Below are 19,083 nucleotides of genomic sequence, written 5' to 3' on the forward strand. Positions count from 1 at the left end.
CCCCTTCGGTCCGAGGGTCTCCCGGTGGATCGGGTCCTTGCGCAGCCCGCGCGAGGGCGACCACACCGACGGCGTCCACGGCCCCGCCCCCACCCGCTGCTCCCCGCGGGGCGCGAAGGTGGCGTGCACCGGCCGGCCGTCCGGCGTGCGCAGCGTCCAGCGCTCGACGGTGGCCCGGGTGCCGAAGTCCGCCCATGTGTCGTCCAGCGTCGGCACCAGCTCGACGTCCCACTCGTCACCGAGATCGATCTCGTGCGGGTACGACGGAGGCGAGGACACCTCGGAGGCGGTCCCGTCGAAGATCAGCAGCGCGGCGGGCCCGTCGTCGAAGGGCACGACGACCTCCACCGCGTCGCCGTCCCTGGTGTGCGGCAGCGCCCGGATCTCCCCGCTGAAGGGGCCGGCCAGCAGCGGCGTCCCGGACACGCCCCGCACCTTGACCCGCATCTGCCTGGCGTAGCGATCCGGGTCGAAGGAGATCGTGGCGTCCAGCCAGCCCAGCTCGACGCCGCGCTCCTCGGGCCGGCCGACGCCGATCCTGCTGGCCATGGGGTGCGCGGCGGTCAGGAACACCAGCGTGGTCCCGCCGATCTCGCGCACCAGCGGCGGCACCGGCGCCTCGACCCGCCGTTCGAGCCCGGCCAGCGCCCCGGAAAGTTGTTCGCCCGACTCCACGAGGACGGCCGGCAGCCCTTCCGGCGCCGCGCCGACCGCGACCAGCAGCCCGCCGTCGGCGGCGAACTCCGTCAGCCGCGCGGCCACGTCCTCGTCGAGCACGGTCACGGCAGGCAGCACGATCGCCCGGTACGCCTCGGTGGAGACGGCCAGCCGCCCGCCCTCGACGCGCGCCCGCCGTACCGAGTCCTCGTCGATCACGTCGGCGTCGAGGCAGAGCCGGTCGAGCACGCCCGGCACGGTCGCGAACCACGCCATGTCGCCCACGAGCTCGCGGTAGACCTCCTGCGCCCGCGCCGCCTCGGGAGAGACCCCGGCCGGCGAGGTGCCAGCCTGCGACGTCGCGGTGGGCAGGACAACCGCGACGTCGCAGGCGTGGCGGCCCAGGGAGAGCGCCGCGCACAGGCGGGTGACCGCGTCGGCGAAGACGCGGTGGTGCCGCCAGTACGGCTGGCGCCAGTCGGTCGACGGGGGCGCCCACTCCCACCAGCCGCGCCTGGTCGTGTAGTAGACGGCGTGCGGGTTGTAGAGGTTGGCACCGGCCCGCAACCAGGGCAGCAGCCAGTCGAAGGTCTCCTCGAGGGTGCCGCCCCAGCCGCTGGAGTGGAACGCCTCGATCCAGGTGCGCGGCCTGCCGTACAGGTGGGCGAGTGAGGAGTGCAGGCGCGCGTCCCCGTGGTGGTCGGAGCCGGGCGCGCTGAACCAGCGATGGGTGCGCGCGTAGTCGCCGTACAGCCGCACCCCGTCCACGGGATGCCCCGCGCGGGCCGGGTCCTGCTGGTCGCAGCCGTTGAGCAGTCCGTGGCGCTCGTGCCAGGCGGCCAGCGGCCGGAAGAACGCCTCCTCGGCCAGCTCGGCACGGGTGAGCTGGTATGCCTGCCAGTCCGGCTCGTCGAGGGAGAAGCGCCTGCCACGCCTGGCGGCGTACTCCTCGGCGAACGCAGCCGACCAGGTGGGCAGGGTGGGCAGCTCGTCCTGGAACGACCCGGCGATCACCCTGCCGAACCAGTGGCCGGCGCGCCGCTCGAACTCGCCGTGCACTCGGTCGAGCAGCACCGCGCAGGCGTCACGGGACAGGTAGTCGAAGCCGCGCGTCGAGATCGTCCCGTCGGCGGCCAGCCACTGACCGGCGAACTCCGGACGTTCCTGGACGAGGCGGGCCTGCAGGTCGGCGCCGGAGAAGCCGAGCTGGTCGTAGAACCACAGGTACGCGCCCAGCTCGAAGGCGTCGGCGCAGACCCCGTCCAGCAGCTCCCACCACGCCTCGGACAGGAACGGCGGGTCGTCGGCGTCGGAGCCGAACAGCGGCCCCGACGGCGCCAGGTTGAGTATGACGAGGTTGCGCACTCCCCCGGCGACCAGGCGCTCCATCTGCCAGCGCAGCCGGTCGCGGCGCAGCGGCTCGCCGCTCCACCACCAGATCGCCGCCGGGGAGAACTCCCGCGGCGGGTCACGGAGCACGTCGAAGAGGGTCATCCCTTGAGCCCGCTGGCGAAGCCCTTGATGACGTAGCGCTGCAGCACCAGGAAGACCAGGACGATCGGCAGCGCCCCGAGGACGAGCCCGGCGAAGACCAGGCCGTGGTCGGAGACGTACTGGCCGACGAAGGCGAAGACGCTGACCGGGACCGTCTCGAACCCGGAGCCGCCCAGGTAGAGCAGCGGGGTGAAGAAGTCGTTCCAGATGAAGACGGCGTTGAGGATGAGCACCGTGCCGGTGATGGGCCGCAGCAGCGGGAAGACCACCTTGGTGAACGCCGTCAGGTGCGAGGCGCCGTCGATCTGGGCGGCGCTGGCGTACTCGCGGGGCAGCGCGCGGATGAAGCCGGTGTAGAGGAAGACCGTGAAGGGCAGCTGGATGCCGGTGTAGAAGAGGATCATTCCGGCGTGCGTGCCGATCAGCCCGAGATCGGTCACCAGCTCGTAGAGCGGGATCATGCCGAGCTGGAACGGCAGCACGATGCCCAGCAGGAAGAGGATGTAGAGGCCGTACCCGAGCCGGGTCTGCACGCGGGCCAGGAAGTAGGCGGCGAACGAGCCAAGCGCGATCAGCGCGACCAGACTGACGACGGTGATCACCGTGCTGTTGACCAGCGAGGGGCCGAGCGCCGCGGCCGACCACGCCTTGCCGAAGTTGGCCAGTGTGGGCGGGTCGGGCAGCGCCAGCGGCGCCTGGGAGATCTGCGCCGGGTCCTTCAGCGACAGCGAGACCAGCGTGTAGACGGGGAACAGGAACGCCACCGCCACCGCGATCATCACGATCTCCAGCAGGAATGTCCTTCTCACGCCGTCACCTCGCGGCCCCGCAGGTAGTAGACCTGGACCAGGGAGACGGCCGCCACGAACAGCGCCAGCACCAGCGCGATGGCGGTGCTGTAGCCGAACTTGCCGAACACGAACGCCTGCTTGTAGAGCACCGTGGACAGGGTCTCCGTGGCGTAGCCGGGGCCGCCGTTCGTGGCGGCGAAGACCTGGTCGAAGAGCTTGAGCCCGCCGATCGTGGAGAGCATGAGGTTGATCGTCACCGCGGGGGCGAGCAGCGGCCAGGTGACGTAGCGGAAGCGCTGGAACGTGCCCGCCCCGTCGATCATCGCCGCCTCGTGCAGCTCCTTGGGCACGCCCTCCAGCCCGGCCAGGAAGATGACCATCGAGTACCCGGCGTACTGCCACACGACCATGCCGGCGATCGACCACAGCGCCACCGACGGGTCGCCCAGCCAGTCGACGTGCAGGCCGAGCAGCCCGTTGAGACCGGCCGACGGGTCGGGGTTGTAGACGTACTTCCACAGGAACGCCACCATGACCGGGCTGACGACCACGGGCGCGAAGAAGATCACCCGCAGCACCGCCCGGCTCTTCAGCCTGGCGTTGACGCCCAGGGCCAGCAGCAGGCCGACGCCGTTCTGCACGGCCACGATGGCCACGGTGAGCAGCAGCGTGTTGCCGATCGAGCCCATGGCCTGCTCGTCGTGCAGGAGCGTGCCGAAGTTGGCCAGCCCGACGAAGGCCATGTCCTGGCCGATGCCGCTCCAGTCCGTGAAGGCGTACACCACGCCGGCCACGGCCGGATAGAGCACGACCAGCGCGTAGACGACGAGCGCGGGCGCGGCGAACAACCAGGACGGGGAGGTGGCGCCGAAGCGCCGCCTCCGCCGTGAGGCAGCCGAGTGCCGCTGCGCAGTCAGGGAAGTCACTTCTTGTATGCCTCGTCCATTTTCTTCAGCGCCTCGTCGATGGTCGACTTGCCGGCCAGCAGCTCCTGGATCACCGCGAAGTGCACGGGCTGCACCTCGGCGTTGGGCCAGCGCTGGTCCATGAACGGCACCGCGCGGTCCTTGGTGAACGGCAGGAACGACTGCACGGCCGGGTCGATCGTGGACGAGGAGTCCTGAGTGAGCGGGATGGCGGCGATGGCCTTGGCCCAGGCGTTGATGTTCTCCTGCTTGCCGAGGAAGTCGATGAACGCCTTGGCCTGCTCGACGTTCTTGCCCTTGGCGTTGGCGCCGAGCCCGACGACCACGCCTGCCGGGATCCACACCTGGGCGGCGTCGTCGGCCCCCGGCACCGGGAACATCGACAGGTCGTCGGGTGAGGAGGCCGCCTTGCGGAAGTCGGGCAGCACGGCCGACACCTGGATCGCCATGCCCGCCTTGCCGGTGGCCACCATCGAGATCTGCTGCTCGAACGTGGTGCCGTTCGGCTTGTCGTTGAAGAAGCCGCGCTTCTGCAGCTCCAGGTACATCTCCATGGCCTGGCGCCAGCCCGACTGGGCGAAGGTGGTCTGCCCGGCGAGCTGCTTGTCGTCGAACGTCGGGTCCTTGGCGTAGACGGTGGAGGGCACGAGCGCGTACGTGATGAGCTGGGTGACCCACGGCGTCTGCGCGCCCAGCGCGATCGGGGTGATGCCGGCCTTTTTCAGCTTGTCGCAGACCGCGAGGAACTCCGTCCACGTGGCCGGCGGCGCGTCCACGCCCGCCTTCTGGAACGCCTTCTTGTTGTAGACGGCGCCGATGACCGACGACCCGGCGGAGAAGATGTAGGTCTTGCCGTCGAGCTGGAAGGCGGGCTTGAAGCCGGTGGGGATCGTCTTCGTCCACGCCTGGGCGGACAGGTCGGCCAGCAGCCCGGCCTTGGCGATCTGGCTCATCGACATGGCGCTGCCGTTGCCCGGATACACCACGTGCAGGTCGGGCCCGTTGCCCGCGCCGAGCTGGGTCCGTACGGAGGTCTGCACCTGGTCGGTGGGGGCGTAGGAGGCGGTGAGCCGCACCTCCGCCTTGGCCTTCTGGTACGCGGCGATCAGCTCGTCCATCGGCGCCTTCTGGTCGGCCACGCCCACGAACTTCAGGTCGACGGTCGCCGCCCCGCCCCCGGTCGTGGCGGTGGTCTCGGGCTTGGTCGAGCAGGCAGTGGCCGCCGCCGCGACCGCGAGGCCACCCATCATGCGGAAGAACTGGACCCGGCTCAGTCGGGCGTCACGCAGATCGGTCATGTCATGTCTCCTCGCCGGCGCTGGGGAGCCGATACGAACGTTTTAATGACGTGCCTGTTAACTTAACAGCCGATTTTGTTAAAACTGAGGGATGTCGGGAGGGTACGAGTCGCCCGAGAAGGGTGTCAAGAGTAGGATCCGCAACCGTCCAAGCGAGGGTGAGGGCTTTGGTGAAGTCGCGGCAGCACACCTCCGGCAAGTCCGCCCGGTGGCGGGACATGGCCGAGCACATCGTCCGGCAGGGCTCGGCCACGGTGACGGAGCTCGCGGAGAGCTTCGAGGTGAGCGTCATGACCGTGCACCGGGACCTCGACGAGCTGGAACGCCAGGGCATGGTGCGCAAGGTCCGGGGCGGCGCCACCGCCCAGGCCTCCAACGTCTGGGAGAGCAACATCGCCTACCGGCTCCAGGCGCACACGGCGGAGAAGGACGCGATCGCCAGGGTCGTGGCCGGGCTGATCGAACCGGGCAGCTCCGTCATGCTCGACGACTCCACCACGGCGCTGGCCGTGGCCCGCCACCTGGGCGAGCTCGCGCCGCTGACCGTGCTGACGAACTTCCTCGAGGCGATCAGGCTGCTCGCCGGCACTCCCGACATCCGGCTCATCGCGCTCGGCGGCGAGTACCACGCCACCCACGACTCGTTCCTCGGGCTCGGCTGCGTGGACGCGGTCGAGGCGGTCAGCACCGACGTGGTGGTGGTCTCCACCTCGGCGGTCTCCGACGAGTACGCCTTTCACCAGGAGCAGGAGATCGTGCTGGTCAAGCGGGCGATGCTGCGCTCGGGCACGCGGCGGATCCTGGCCGTGGACGGCTCCAAGCTGGCCAGGGTGGCCCTGCACCGGGTCGCGCCGCTCGAGGACTTCGACGTCATCGTGGTCGACTCGAACGCGCCCGCCGAGATGCTGCAGCGGCTGCGCGACCGGCACCGGCGGGTCGAGGTCGCCGAGTTGTAACAGCCTGATCTGTGATTTGTAACTTGAGCCTTGTTAAGACCTCCCGCCGGATCAGGCGCCGTCCCCGGGGGTCAGCGGGCGGATCTCGCTGAAGAGCCGGAGCGTCACCGGCCGCAGCCGCGCCCTGGGCCAGCGCAGCCGCAGCGGGGAGAACGTCGCCGACAAGACGATCTTCAGGTACCTGTTCCCGGTATGCCCGGCGGGCACCGGGACGCAGAGTCCGGACACATCGGCGAGCGTCTCCCGGCCGCCGATCCACAACCGGCTGCTCCCCCGGACCTCGCGTCCGCCCTCGAGGCTCACTGAGTCCCAGCAGAGCTGGGCCGCCCCGGGAAGGGCGAACCGAAGCGTGAAGCCCGCCAGCGACCCGGCCGGGCTCAGGTAGAAGGAGCCGTGGAAGTCACGGGTCACGAGGCCGGTCGGCAACATCGCCTCGCTGGCGTCCATGGCGATCCGCCAGGCGCCGGGATCGGTATAGGAAACCAAGGGACTCACCTCGCTGAGGAGTGAAGACGTCTACACAGAGAAGACGGCTTCACCCCGGCGAATGTGACATCCCTTGGAGAAACCCGCCGGGCTCAGCGCCTGAACGCCAGGCTGTGGACGGGGTGCTCGCCCTCCGTCTGCAGGCGGTACTCCTCGCCGGATTTCACCCGGTTCTCCTCGATGACCCGCTCGGACGGCGCCTTGTCGCCGCCCATGACCGCGTCCTGCATCTTCTGGAAGCGCTCGTGGGCCTTTTGCACGTACCCGGTGCCCAGGGTGGTGTAGTCGATCTGGGTGGCGATCAGCTCGCGCAGGTACGCCTTGTTCGGCTCGAACGTCACCGGGGCGGGCAGTTCGGGGGCGCACACCTGCTCCGGGTCGCGCCCGTCGTGCCGCTTGAACAGCTCGGCCGCCAGCCGCAGGTGCTCCAGCTCCATGTTGAGGTGCAGCTCCCAGATGTTCTTCACCCTGGGGTCGGACTCGGTCTCCATGAACGAGTGGTACAGGTAGCACTCGTTGTACTCGTGGTTGAGCAGCATCTCCCACCAGCTCTCGCCCGGGTCCACGAGCGACTCGTAGTGGGTGACGTGCTCCTCCTCGATCAGGCCGATCTCCTGGTAGAGCTGGCGCGCGATCGGCTCCATGTACATGGGGCCGACGTTCATGTAGAAGTTCATGGTCTGCTGCTCGGCCGCCATGATCGTGAGCGCGTGCAGCTTGGAGATGGGCGCGGTGTTGTTCCTGTCGTACGGCTCGCGCACGTTGTCGATCGGGTCCCGGTGGTGCAGGTACGTGGGCCGCCCCGGCATCACCTCGGTCAGCCCGTCGACGATCTTCTCGGCCTTGCGGTGCTCGATCATCTCGTACAGGTTCGCGTACCGGTAGAGGTGGTCGAAGTCCTCCAGCACACCGAACTGGTAGGCCTGCTTCAGATACCCGTCCGGCTCCATCCGCGCCACCCAGGCGGTCAGGTCCACGGCGACCTGCTCGTAGGCGAGGGTGGTCTCCAGGACCGACGACACCCCCGGCAGCAGCCAGTTGACCGCCTTCTGCTGCTGCGCCTCGATGTAGCGCACCCGCGCCAGCTGCTGCTTGAGCTCGATGTCGGGGCAGTGGCGGGCCAGCTGGTGGCTGAAGAAGACCGCCTCCGTCTCGATCCCGTTCATCGCGATGATCCGGCACCGCGTGTACGGGTCGGCGTGGTCGGGATCGATCGGCTCGACGTTCAGCTCGCGCCAGTTACGCAACTGATCGTCCAGCGGGATACCCCGCTCCCGGAGTGGGTTGAAGGTCATGTGAGCAGCGCTCCTTCGAGGCCGTGGCATTCGGGTTGCGGCCTACCCGGGGCAATCTCCCCACTACACCGTCAAAGGTCCTAGAGATGGCAATGCCTCTGACACGGTCACCAACGCCACATCCCCACGCGTACCGGGACCCCTGGAGAGGCGTGCACGAGCGGCGGCCCGGAAGGTGCGGGCAGCCCGGCCGTCTGGAGGAGGCACTGGTCCAGGTCGGTCAGCCGGGCCCGGCGCAGCGGCCACGGCGGATGCTCCACCGGCGCGCCCGCCAGCCGGCCGGCCACGCGGGTGAACAGCAGGAAGCGGGCGGTCAGGAAGCTCGCGATCCCGTCCCGCTCCCCCGGCTCCAGGGGCAGCCCCGCCGTCACGTCCGCGTCGCACCACGCCTCGCCGCCCCTCGGCCAGAGCCGGCGGCACCGGTAACGCGTGTGGGCGCCGTCGGAACGTACCGACATGTCGGACCAGAAGTACGGCAGCCAGTAGCCGGCGCGGCCCCCGAGCGCGGCGACGAGACGACCGGCGTCCAGCGACAGGAACCAGATCCCGCTGCGCCCGCGGCCGTCGCGCACGTAGGTCCGCACGTTGGTCTCCGGAAACGTGGACAGCCCCGGCAGCGCGGGCACGCCGGGCACACGCACCCCTTCCATGAGGAACGGCGTCAGCCCCACCCAGGCCGCCCCGTCGTACGTCTCGAGCGTGAGGCAGGCCGGCACCAGGCGCCGCACGAGGTCCGGCGGGTAGCGCCAGTGGATGAAAGTCATGTTCGACCAGCGGTGGTACATCACCGGCCGGGCGACGCGAGGAGACGGCACCTCGCATATCTGCCCGTCAGCGGAACCGTCACTCCGGCCGGTCACGCATGGGCAGGGTCGCCTCGAGCTGATGGCGGCGCTCCCGCGACGTGGTGGTGAGTCGCCCGCCGCGGGCGGCGAGGCGTTCGGTGAGGTTGGCGACTCCCTGGCCGGGTTCGGCGGCGTGCCCGGTGACGCCGTCGTTGGTCACGCGGAGGCGTACGTGATCGCCGGAGTCGGCGGACAGGGCGATTGTCACGCGGCCTGCCTCGCTGTGCCGCAGCCGGTCACCCGAAGTCGAGGAAGACGGTCTCCTTCTCGCCCTGCAGGTGGATGTCGAACCGGTAGACGCCCTCGCGCTCCGCCACCGGCACCAGCGTCTGCCTGCGCTCAGGGGGCAGCGAGTCGAGGAAGGCGTCCTGGCCGAAGTAGATGCGGGTGTAGAGGTGGTGGAGCAGGCCGCGGGCGAACACGCAGACGCTGATGTACCCGGTGCCGGGCGGGAGCGTGCGCAACGTCCAGCGGCCGTCGCCGTCGGTGGGCACCCGGCCGAAGCCGGTGAAGTCGACGCCGTGCCTGCCGAGCAGCGCGCCGCTCACCTGGTCGCGCCGCAGGGAGCCCGGCGCTCCGCCCAGGCTGCCGGACGGGTCGGCCTGCCAGAACTCCAGCAGCGCGTCGGGCACCGGGTCGCCGGCGCCGTCGTAGACGTACCCGTGGACGGTGATGCCGCTCTCGGCGATGTCGCCCCCGCGGGGGATCGGGAGCGCGAAGCCGTAGAACGGGCCGACGGTCTGGGAGGGGGTGGGGTTCATCTGAAATGTGGCGCGAAGACCCGGCCCTCAGTCTTCGGAGCCGGGAGGAAGCGCCACCCTCCTTTCGAAAAGAATATGGAAAACTTCGGTCACGATCAGTAACATGTGCGATGAGTGAGGCTCACGTGACAGAAGAGGCAGGAGGTGCAATGGCGATCCGCCGCTCCACCGCCAAGCGACAGGGACTGCCCTCGGTCGTGCAGCTCCGACTCGCCCCCACCCCGCCCCAGGCCGACGCCCTGAACGCGGCGATACTGGTGTGCAATCAGGCGGCCACCTACATCTCCCGCCTGGCCTGGCAGCAGCGCACCTTCACCGTGCTGGAGCTGCACCGCCTGGCCCACCATCCCGTGCGCGCACAGGCCGCTGGGCTGGGCGCGCAGGCGGCCGTGCGGGCCATCGCCCGGGTCGCCGGCGCCTACGCCAACCGGCGCGCCACCAAGAAACGCGCCCACATCTTCCGCCCGCACGGCGCCATCCCCTACGACGCGCGCCTGATGAGCTGGAACCGCGACGCCCGCGTCGTATCGCTGTGGACCCCCACCGGCCGGGTGCACGTTTCGTACTCTGGGCGGGAGGAGGATCTGAAGGCCGTCGACACTCTGCCGCTCGGGGAGGCCGACCTGATCTGCCGGCGCGGGGTGTGGCTGTTGCAGGTCACCGTCACCCTGCCCAAACCAGCGGCGCGCGAGCCGGTCAACGGTTATCTGGGAGTGGATCAAGGAGTGGCCAACCTGGCGGTCACCTCCGACGGGGTGGTGCTGCCCGGACCGGCCCTGCCCGGCCCCATCCAAGGTAACGGCCACGTCCGCGCTCTGCGCGAGCGGCGCCATCGGCAACGCCGCCGGTTGCAGAAGAAGGGCACTCCCGCGGCGCGGCGGGTGCTGCGCCGCCTGTCCGGGCGTGAGCACCGGATGATGACCGACCTCAACCACCAAATCTCGAAGTTCGTGGTGCGCGAAGCCGAACGCACCGGCCGCGGGATCGCCCTGGAAGACCTTCAGGGCATCCGCGGGCGGGTAAGGGCTCACCGGCTCCAGCGGCGCACCCTCCATGGCTGGGCGTTCGCCCAGATGATCGAGTTCACCCGCTGCAAGGCCGCCCGGGCCGGGATCGCCTTCACTCTGGTCGATCCCGCCTACACCAGCCAGGCCTGTCCGGAGTGCGGGTGGACTTCCAGGGCGAACCGGCCCGCGCGGGGCCGGTTCGTCTGCACCCGGTGTGGCCTCGCTGGGCACGCCGACCACATCGCGGCCCGCAACATCGCCCAACGCGGCGTCGCGGGCCGGGCTGTCGTCAACCAGCCGCACGCTACCGGCCTCCCTTCAGCCAGACGGGACCGTGAGAGCAAGCCACCGGCTTCAACCGGTGGTAGTTGACCGGCCCTCCTCCATCCACGTCGCGGCGGGGCCGTCCAGCACGATGTCCCACCGGTAGCCGAGCGTCCACTCCGGCACGGACAGATCGTGGTCGTAGGCGGAGACCAGCCGCTGCCTGGCCCGCTCGTCGGTGACGGAGTTGAGCACGGGGTCGTACGGGAACAGCGGGTCGTTCGGGAAGTACATCTGCGTGACCAGCCGCTGCGTGAAGGCCCTGCCGAACACTGAGAAGTGGATGTGCGCGGGCCGCCAGGCGTTGACGTGGTTGCGCCACGGGTACGCGCCGGGCTTGATCGTGGTGAACCTGTAGCCGCCCTCGTCGTCGGTCAGGCAGCGGCCCACGCCGGTGAAGTTGGGGTCGAGCGGCGCGGGATGGTCGTCGCGCTGGTGCAGGTAGCGGCCCGAGGCGTTGGCCTGCCAGATCTCCACCAGCTGGCCCCGCACCGGCCGCCCGTCGCGGTCCAGCACCCGCCCCTGCACGGTGATCCGCTCGCCCAGGGGCTCGCCGAGGTGCTGCCGGGTCAGGTCGGAGTCGAACGGGGTGACGTCGGTGACGCCGAAGACCGGCCCGCCCAGCTCGGCCGCCTCCGGGTCCTTCAGCGCGACGAGCGGCTGCTTGGGGTGGCGCAGCACGCTGCTGCGGTAGGGGGCGAAATCCCGATCGGGGTGGTCGGCCGCCGCTCCGCCGCGGGCCGTGTGCAGCTCGGCGATCTCGCGGTCGATGTCGGCTTGGGTGAGGGGTGGGGTCATGTGCGGCTACCTTCCAGAACGACGGCCGGGCTCATGTGCGGCTACCTCTCCGGGACGACGCCCGGGCTCATGTGCGGCTACCTTTCCAGGACGACGGCCAACCCCTGGCCGACGCCGATGCAGAGGGACGCGAGCCCGGTGCCGGAGCCGGCGGCGGCGAGCCGGTGGGCCACGGCGCCGGTGATGCGGGCGCCGGAGGCGCCGAGCGGGTGGCCCAGGGCGATGGCGCCGCCGTCGGGGTTGACGATGGCGGGATCGAGATCGGGCAGCTCGGCCAGGCAGCCGAGCACCTGCGCGGCGAACGCCTCGTTCAGCTCGGCGGTCGTCAGGTCGTCGAACCCCTTGCCCGCCTTGGCCAGAGCCTTCTGCGATGCCTCGACCGGCCCCAGCCCGAAGTAGCGGGGTTCGAGCGCGCTCGCGGCGCTCGCGGTGATCCGCGCCAGAGGCTCGCGGCCGCGCAACCCGGCCTCGTCGGCCAGCAGCAGCGCCGCCGCGCCGTCGTTGAGCGGCGAGGCGTTGCCCGCGGTGACCGTGCCGTTCGCGCGGAAGACGGGCTTGAGCCGGGCGAGCTTGTCCAGGCTCGTGTCCTCGCGGATGCCCTCGTCCCTGGTCAGGCCGCCGATGGGGGCGATCTCGCGCTCGAACGACGCCTTGGCCGCCTTCTGGTGGCTGGCCAGCGCGTACGCGTCCTGCTCCGCCCTGGCGATGCCGTGCCGGTCGGCGATCAGCTCGGCCCCCTCGCCCAGGGACACGGTGTGCTCGGCGGGCATCCTCGGGTTGACCAGCCGCCAGCCGAGCGTGGTGGAGACCAGCTCCTGTCCACCCGCCGGGAAGGCCTTGTCCGGTTTGGGCAGCACCCAAGGGGCGCGGGTCATCGACTCCACGCCGCCGGCGATCACAATGGAGGCGTCGCCGAGGGCGATCATGCGGTACGCCTGGATGACGGCCTCCATGCCGGACCCGCACAGCCGGTTCACGGTCGCGCCCGGCGTGGTCACGGGCAGCCCGGCCAGCAGCGCGGCCATGCGGGCGACGTTGCGGTTCTCCTCGCCCGCCCCGTTGGCGTTGCCGAGGATCACCTCGTCGGGGGCCTCGACGCCGTTGCGCTCGGCGATGGCCCTGACGACGTGCGCGGCCAGGTCGTCGGGCCGGATCCCGGCCAGCGCCCCGCCGTGGCGGCCGAACGGTGTGCGGACGGTGTCCACGATGTACACGGTATTCATGCCAGAACCTCCGTCTCCGTACGATCGCGCAGCTCGGCCACGCTCACCCCGGGCGCGGTCTCCACCAGCCTCAGCCCGCCGCCGGTGACGTCGAGCACGCCGAGGTCGGTGATGATCCGGTGCACGCACTCCTTCCCCGTGAGCGGCAGCGAGCACTCCTTGACGATCTTCGGCGTGCCGTCCTTGGCGGTGTGATCCATGATCACGACGACCCGGCGCGCACCGTGGACCAGGTCCATCGCCCCGCCCATGCCCTTGACCAGCTTGCCGGGGACCATCCAGTTCGCCAGGTCGCCACGTGCGGAGACCTGCATCGCGCCCAGCACCGCCACGTCGATGTGCCCGCCGCGGATCATTCCGAACGACAGCGACGAGTCGAAGAACGACGCGCCGGGGAGCACGGTCACCGTCTCCTTGCCCGCGTTGATCAGGTCGGGGTCGAGCGCGTCGGGGGCCGGGTAGGGGCCGACGCCGAGGATGCCGTTCTCCGAGTGCAGGATCACGTCCACGTCCGGCGGGAGGAAGGACGGGATGCGGGTGGGCAGCCCGATGCCGAGGTTGACGTAGTCGCCGTCGCGCAGCTCGGCCGCGGCCCGCGCGACCATCTCGTCCCTGGTCCAGCTCATGAGGTCAGCCTCTTCTCCACACCCTTGTCGGCAGCCTGCTCAGGGGTGAGGACGAGGACGCGCTGGACGAACACGCCGGGCAGATGGACCTCGTCCGGCTCCAGCTCGGTCAGCTCCTCGACCTCGGCGATCGTGATCCGCCCGGCCATCGCGGCGAGGGGGTTGAAGTTGCGCGCGGCCTTGTTGAAGGCGAGGTTGCCGTACCGGTCGCCCTTGGCGGCCCTGACCAGGGCGAAGTCGGTGGTGATGCTGTGCTCGAGCACGTACTGCCGGCCGCCGAACTCGCGGACCTCCTTCGGCGGGGAGGCCACCGCGACCGAGCCGTCCGGGTTGTGGCGCAGCGGCAGGCCGCCGTCGGCGACCGGCGTGCCGACCCCGGCCGGAGTGTAGAAGGCGGGGATGCCGGCGCCGCCCGCGCGCAGCCGCTCCGCCAGGCTGCCCTGCGGGGTGAGCTCCACCTCGAGCTCGCCTGCCAGGTACTGCCGGGCGAACTCCTTGTTGTCGCCGATGTACGAGGCGGTCACGCGGGCGATGCGCCCGGCCGCCAGCAGGACCCCCAGGCCGCCGCCGTCCACTCCGCAGTTGTTCGACACCACGCCGATCCCGGTCACGCCGGTGTTGTGCAGCGCCTGGATCAGCACGTTGGGGATGCCGCTGAGGCCGAATCCGCCGACCGCGAACGACGCGCCGTCACGCACGCCCGCCAGCGCCTCCTCCGCGGTCGCGACCACCTTGTCTCTCCGCACGACGCTCCATTCACCGGGGAGTGTTCGCATAGTGAACTTTAGTTCACTATTGTGATGACGAGTATGCGTACGTGACCGCGTTCATGTCAAAGCCCTTGATCGGGTGGAGGGAGACCGGATGGAGGCCGCCGGCACTCTGGAGCGCGGCCTGACCGTGCTGAGGGCGCTCGTCGCCGGCCCGGCCGGGCGGAGTCGCGCCACGGACCTGGTGCGCGCCACCGGCCTGGCCAGGTCGACCGTCGACCGCGTCCTGGCCACGCTGGTCCACCTCGGCTACGTCCGCGCCGAGGGGCGCGACATGTTGCCTGCGCCGCCCCTGATGGAGCTGGGCGAGGCGTACCTCGCCTGCGGCGGACTGCGCGACTCCCTCGCGCCCCTGGCGGAGCGGCTGGCGGAGGAGCTGGACGAGTCTGTGTCGCTGGCCGTCGAGGACGGCGACGGGGTGCGCTTCATCGGCCAGTTCACCCGGCGGCGCACCATGTCGGTCGCCTTCCGGGTCGGCGACCTGCTGCCCGCCGCCCGCTGCGCGGCCGGCCTGGCCCTGCTCGATCCGTCGGCGCCGTGGGCCGAGGACGACCAGCTCATCGAGCCCGGCCTGATCGCGGTCGCGGTGCCCGTACGGGACCGGGCAGGCAAGGCGGTCTGCGCGGTGAGCGTCGTCAGCCACACCAGCAGGCACACCGCCGCCAGCCTGCGCGACTACGCTCTCCCCCGCCTGCGCAAGACGGTCGCGGCCATGGAGGCGGCCCTGACCGAGCCGCCGTCCCCACCCCGCCCGAAGGAGCCCGCCGCCGCCCCGGATCTGTCGCGCACCACCAAGGAAGAGCCGCGAGGGAGCGCCGTTGCCTGGACTGAGGAGCGGCGGGAGCGTAGCGACCAGAGCGACGAGGGAAGGCAACGGCTCCCCAGCGACCGAGCCCGCCTCCACGGAGTGGAGGCCATCAGCACGGGGGCGGGTTTTCTGCAGTCGCTGGCTCGCGGCCTGGCCGTGCTCGTGTCACTCGGCTCGGCCCGCGGCGGCCTGAGCCTGGCCGACGCCGCCAAGGCCACCGGGCTGCCGAGGGCCACCGCGCGGCGGTCGCTGCAGGTCCTGGAGCGGCTCGGCTACGCCGCCTGCCACGACGCCCGCTTCGCGCTGCTCCCCAGGGTGATGGAGCTGGGCTACGCCGCGCTGTCGGAGCGCACCTTCGGCGAGGTCGTCCAGCCGCACCTGGCCGACCTGGTGGCCAGGGTCCACCAGTCGGCCTCGGTCGGGGTGCTGTCCGGCGACGACGTCCTGTACGTGGCGCGCGTGCCCACGGTGAGCATCATGACCGTCAACATCACGGTCGGCACCCGCTTCCCCGCGTACGCCACCTCCATGGGCCGCGTACTGCTCGCCGACCAGCCCGAGGAGCGGCTGGCGGCCATCGTGCCGGAGCCGCTGACCCGCCGCACGATCACGTCGCCCGCCGGGTTGCGAGCGGCGGTCCGGCAGGCCGACGAAGACGGGTACGCGCTGGTCGACCAGGAGCTGGAGGAGGGAGTGCGGTCGATCGCCGTGCCCGTACGCGACCGCGGAGGGCGGGTGGTCGCGGCCGTCAACGTGGCCACCCACGCCAGCCGCGCGAGCCGGGCCGACCTGCTCCGCGACGTGCTTCCCGCCCTCACCGAGACCGCCGCCAGGATGGCGGCCGACCTGCGGCACATCCCCGCGCGACCGTGACGCGGCCGGCCGCGGCCGGCTCAGGAGGCTGTCACTCGCGTACGCCCATCGCCCCCCTCGGCGGCGCGATCAGGCCGTACATGACCAGGGCGCAGAGCGCGATCGAGATCACCGACCAGACGGGGAAGGCCGACATGAAGGCGAAGTGGCCGATCATGGCGAGCCCCGCCAGGATGACCCCCGCCACGCGGGCCCACATCTGCCCGGCCAGCACGCCGAGCCCGATGGCGAACATCAGCACGCCGAGGGCCAGCCAGATCCAGCCCCATGCGGTGTAGTTCCATACCAGGAGCCGCCCGCCGGGTGTGACGAAGAAGTACGTCTTGAACAGGGCGATGACGCCTTCGATGATGTGGAAGACGCCCAGCACCATGGCCAGCGTGCCGGCGAATCCGAGCCAGCCGGAGAAACCGGCGCCTGGGTGGAAGGCTCGTCCGAACGGTGTTGACGTCATGATCGTCTCCTTCCCGGTGAGCTGGAACCTCACGGGTCGCAGATGCATCCATGCCCGAAATGCCCGGCAGCAACATCCCCTTCGGCAAAGCTATGTCTTCGCACCGGCAAAGGCAGACAAAAATGCAACTACTCGACAAAGAGGTTTTTTTACCAATTTTCCCAAAAAGGAAGACACCCTTGACCGACATATCCGTTTGACAAGCGACAAAGTGCACTCAAAACCATTCACCGAATAGTGTGGATTGTGGAGGCTCGGACACGGCACGGTGACCCGAGCGCCTGAGCCGTTGGAGCATGCATGACCATGACCGCACCGATCGTCTCGTGCCGGTTGCCCGCTGAGCTCAACAGCTTCGTCGGCCGGCGGCGCGAGATCGCCGAGGTCAAACGGCTGCTGTCCGAGGCCAGGCTGGTGACGCTCGTCGGCGTGGGCGGCGTCGGCAAGACGCGCCTGTCCCTGCGGGTCGGCTACGACCTGCGGCGCGCCTTCCCCGACGGGGTGTGGCTGGTCGAGCTCGCGGCGCTGGAAAGCCCCGAACTGCTCCTGCAGACGGTGACGGAGTGCCTGGAGATCCAGGACCGTTCCGTACGGCCGTCCATCGAGGTGCTCCTCGATCACCTGAAGGACAAGCAGCTGCTCCTGATCCTGGACAACTGCGAGCACCTGCTGGATTCATGCGCCATGTTGGCGGAGACGCTCATGCGCTCCGTGCCCGGCCTGCGGATCCTGGCCACCAGCCGGCAGTCGCTCGGCGTCGCCGGAGAGCAGACGATGCCCGTGCCGACGCTGCCCATGCCCGAGTGCAACGGTACGCGCCCTTCCGCCGAGTCGCTGAAGGAGTTCGACGCGGTACGGCTGTTCGCCGAGCGGGCCCAGGCCGTGGTCCCGGGGTTCGAGGTGACCGGGGCCAACCAGGAGGTCGTGGCGCGCATCTGCCGCCATCTCGACGGCATCCCGCTGGCGATCGAGCTGGCGGCCGTGCGGCTACGGGCCATCTCCGTGGAGCAGCTGCTGGCCCGGCTCGACGACCGGTTCCGGCTGCTCACGATGGGCGCGCGCACGGCCATGCCCCGCCAGCAGACGCTGCGGGCGCTGATCGACTGGAGCTACAGCCTGTGCACCGATCAGGAGCGGCTGCTGTGGGCCCGGCTCTCGGTGTTCTCCGGCGGTCTCGACCTGGAGGCGGCAGAGCAGGTGTGCGCGGGGGACGGCATCCTCCCCGAGGAGGTCGTCGACCTGATGATCGGCCTGGTGGGCAAGTCGGTGCTGGCCCGCGAGGAGCACGACTCGACGGTGCGCTTCCGGTTGCTTGAGACGATCCGCCAGTACGGCCGCGAACGGCTGCGCGAGGCGGGCGAGGAGGCGGAGCTGAAGGTCCGGCACCGCGACTGGTGCCACGACCTGGTGACCCGCGCGCAGTGCGAATGGTTCGGCCCCAACCAGGTGGCCTGGTTCACGCGCCTGCACAGCGAGCACGGCAACCTCCGCACGGCGCTCGACCACTGCCTCACGACGCCGGGCGAGGCGGAGCGCGGCCTGGCCATCGCCACGGCGCTGCGGTTCTACTGGATCGCGGCCGGCTCGCTGCGCGAGGGGCGCGGCTGGCTCGACCGCCTGCTGACCGCCTGCGCCGAGCCGACTCCCGCCCGCGCCGGCGCCCTGTGCCTCAACGCGCGGCTGGCGGTCCTGCAGAGCGACTTCGCGCTGGCCGCGAAGATGCTGGTCGAGTGCCACAGCCTGGGCATGAAGCTCGGCGACGCGGGGATCCTCGCGGGCGCCGCGTACGTCTCCGGCCTCGCGGCCCTGATCCAGCGCGACTTCACCAGCGCGGTGACCTTCCTCGAGCAGGCGGTCGAAGGCCACTGCGAGGCCGGCGAGGACATGGGCATGGTGAACGCGCTGATGTACCTCGCCACCGCCCACTCGCTGCTCGGCCACTCCGATCAGGCCCAGACCCAGTACAAGGAGTGCCTGGCGCTCTGCGAGGCGCGCGAGGACCACTGGTTCAGGTCATACACGCTGTGGGTGTACGGGATCGAGCTGTGGCGGCAGGGCGACACGGCCCAGGCGATCGAGATGGAGCGCGAGGCCATCCGGCTCAAGCGGCCCTTCGACGACCGTCTGGGCATCGCCCTGTGCATCGAGGCGCTGGCGTGGATGGCCGCCGACGGCGCGACCGAGCGCGCCGCAGTGCTGTTCGGCGCCTCGCAGGAGAGCTGGCGGTCGTTCGGCGCTCCCCTGCTCAGCTACTTGACCGGCTATCACGACCCCGCCGAGGCGCTGGCCCGGGAGCACCTCGGCGGGCGCCGGTTCGAGGCCGGCTTCCGCAAGGGCGCCGAGCTCACCTCCACCGAGGCGATCGCGTACGCCATGTGCGAGACCGACCAGGTGGCCGAGCCGGCGCGCAAGGCGGTGGCCTCACCGCTCACCCGCAGGGAGATGGAGATCGCCCGGCTCGTCGCCCAGGGCATGACCAACAAGGCGATCGCGTCCCAGCTGGTCATCGCCCAGCGCACGGCGGAGGCGCACGTCGAGCACATCCTGAACAAGCTCGGGTTCAACTCCCGGGCCCAGATCGCGGCCTGGGTCGGCGAACAGGGTCAGCTCCTTCCCGGGAAGTCTCCATGAACGCCGCCGGCGGTCTACTGACTGACAAATCCAGCTTTGTCGGGCGGACGCATGAGCTGA

The 19,083-nt window shown here is 70.5% G+C and carries 17 protein-coding genes and 1 pseudogene; 4 read left to right on the top strand and 14 right to left on the bottom strand.

What is annotated here, in order from left to right; all coding sequences use genetic code 11:
• The 4 genes and pseudogenes from ABN273_RS47150 to ABN273_RS47165 all read right to left on the bottom strand — a co-directional run.
• Positions 1-2,151: pseudogene (locus ABN273_RS47150) on the bottom strand (hypothetical protein); the annotation flags it as partial.
• Positions 2,148-2,960: a carbohydrate ABC transporter permease gene (locus ABN273_RS47155; RefSeq protein WP_349456134.1), complete on the bottom strand. Its 813-nt coding sequence runs from the start codon at positions 2,958-2,960 to the stop codon at positions 2,148-2,150. The pseudogene ABN273_RS47150 and the gene ABN273_RS47155, both read right to left, overlap by 4 nt.
• Complete coding sequence (locus ABN273_RS47160; RefSeq protein WP_349456135.1) at positions 2,957-3,868, bottom strand: carbohydrate ABC transporter permease; 912 nt, start codon at positions 3,866-3,868, stop codon at positions 2,957-2,959. Before ABN273_RS47160 ends, ABN273_RS47155 begins: the two co-directional genes overlap by 4 nt.
• On the bottom strand, positions 3,865-5,166 hold the full coding sequence (locus tag ABN273_RS47165; protein ID WP_349456136.1) for an extracellular solute-binding protein: 1,302 nt from the start codon (positions 5,164-5,166) through the stop codon (positions 3,865-3,867). The genes ABN273_RS47160 and ABN273_RS47165 overlap by 4 nt, the downstream gene beginning before the upstream one ends.
• A 170-nt stretch (positions 5,167-5,336) precedes the next feature.
• Between ABN273_RS47165 and ABN273_RS47170 the strand changes: the two genes are divergently transcribed.
• Entirely contained in the window at positions 5,337-6,122 is a 786-nt protein-coding gene (locus ABN273_RS47170) for a DeoR/GlpR family DNA-binding transcription regulator (protein WP_349456137.1), read from the top strand.
• Positions 6,123-6,173: 51 nt separating this feature from the next.
• Here ABN273_RS47170 and ABN273_RS47175 read toward each other — a convergent pair whose 3' ends face one another.
• The 5 genes from ABN273_RS47175 to pcaG form a co-directional block, all read right to left on the bottom strand.
• Positions 6,174-6,608: a hypothetical protein gene (locus ABN273_RS47175; protein WP_349456138.1), complete on the bottom strand. Its 435-nt coding sequence runs from the start codon at positions 6,606-6,608 to the stop codon at positions 6,174-6,176.
• A 92-nt stretch (positions 6,609-6,700) separates the two neighbouring features.
• On the bottom strand, positions 6,701-7,903 hold the full coding sequence (locus ABN273_RS47180) for a hypothetical protein (RefSeq protein WP_349456139.1): 1,203 nt from the start codon (positions 7,901-7,903) through the stop codon (positions 6,701-6,703).
• Between the two features lie 107 nt (positions 7,904-8,010).
• Positions 8,011-8,667, bottom strand: a complete 657-nt coding sequence (locus ABN273_RS47185) for a YqjF family protein (RefSeq protein WP_349456140.1) — start codon at positions 8,665-8,667, stop codon at positions 8,011-8,013.
• Positions 8,668-8,746: 79 nt separating this feature from the next.
• Positions 8,747-8,956 (bottom strand): ATP-binding protein, encoded by a 210-nt coding sequence (locus ABN273_RS47190; protein WP_349456141.1) that lies wholly within the window; start codon positions 8,954-8,956, stop codon positions 8,747-8,749.
• A 28-nt stretch (positions 8,957-8,984) separates the two neighbouring features.
• Positions 8,985-9,509, bottom strand: coding sequence for a protocatechuate 3,4-dioxygenase subunit alpha (gene pcaG / locus ABN273_RS47195; protein ID WP_349456142.1), 525 nt, complete (start codon positions 9,507-9,509; stop codon positions 8,985-8,987).
• A gap of 149 nt (positions 9,510-9,658) precedes the next feature.
• Here pcaG and ABN273_RS47200 point away from each other — a divergent pair, with 149 nt between their 5' ends.
• Positions 9,659-10,888 (top strand): RNA-guided endonuclease InsQ/TnpB family protein, encoded by a 1,230-nt coding sequence (locus tag ABN273_RS47200; RefSeq protein WP_349456143.1) that lies wholly within the window; start codon positions 9,659-9,661, stop codon positions 10,886-10,888.
• Here the strand turns inward: ABN273_RS47200 and pcaH are convergent.
• The 4 genes from pcaH to ABN273_RS47220 all read right to left on the bottom strand — a co-directional run bounded on the left by pcaH (position 10,871) and on the right by ABN273_RS47220 (position 14,233).
• Positions 10,871-11,638, bottom strand: coding sequence for a protocatechuate 3,4-dioxygenase subunit beta (gene pcaH, locus ABN273_RS47205; protein ID WP_349456144.1), 768 nt, complete (start codon positions 11,636-11,638; stop codon positions 10,871-10,873). The genes ABN273_RS47200 and pcaH overlap by 18 nt on opposite strands.
• A 77-nt stretch (positions 11,639-11,715) precedes the next feature.
• Positions 11,716-12,861 carry a thiolase family protein gene (locus ABN273_RS47210; RefSeq protein ID WP_349456145.1) on the bottom strand — a complete coding sequence of 382 codons (1,146 nt, stop codon included), beginning with the start codon at positions 12,859-12,861 and terminating at the stop codon, positions 11,716-11,718.
• Positions 12,858-13,487, bottom strand: coding sequence for a CoA transferase subunit B (locus ABN273_RS47215; protein ID WP_349456146.1), 630 nt, complete (start codon positions 13,485-13,487; stop codon positions 12,858-12,860). The genes ABN273_RS47210 and ABN273_RS47215 overlap by 4 nt, the downstream gene beginning before the upstream one ends.
• Positions 13,484-14,233: a CoA transferase subunit A gene (locus ABN273_RS47220; protein ID WP_349456147.1), complete on the bottom strand. Its 750-nt coding sequence runs from the start codon at positions 14,231-14,233 to the stop codon at positions 13,484-13,486. Before ABN273_RS47220 ends, ABN273_RS47215 begins: the two co-directional genes overlap by 4 nt.
• 118 nt (positions 14,234-14,351) lie before the next feature.
• Between ABN273_RS47220 and ABN273_RS47225 the strand changes: the two genes are divergently transcribed.
• A complete protein-coding gene (locus tag ABN273_RS47225) occupies positions 14,352-15,938 on the top strand; it encodes an IclR family transcriptional regulator domain-containing protein (RefSeq protein ID WP_349456148.1) in 1,587 nt (528 codons plus the stop codon).
• Between the two features lie 31 nt (positions 15,939-15,969).
• Here ABN273_RS47225 and ABN273_RS47230 read toward each other — a convergent pair whose 3' ends face one another.
• A complete protein-coding gene (locus tag ABN273_RS47230; RefSeq protein ID WP_349456149.1) occupies positions 15,970-16,392 on the bottom strand; it encodes a DUF7144 family membrane protein in 423 nt (140 codons plus the stop codon).
• 300 nt (positions 16,393-16,692) lie between these two features.
• Here ABN273_RS47230 and ABN273_RS47235 point away from each other — a divergent pair, with 300 nt between their 5' ends.
• Positions 16,693-19,023: an ATP-binding protein gene (locus ABN273_RS47235; protein ID WP_349456150.1), complete on the top strand. Its 2,331-nt coding sequence runs from the start codon at positions 16,693-16,695 to the stop codon at positions 19,021-19,023.
• The last annotated feature ends 60 nt before the right edge of the window (positions 19,024-19,083 follow it).

Source organism: Nonomuraea sp. B19D2 (assembly GCF_040137845.1).
Lineage (GTDB): Bacteria > Actinomycetota > Actinomycetes > Streptosporangiales > Streptosporangiaceae > Nonomuraea.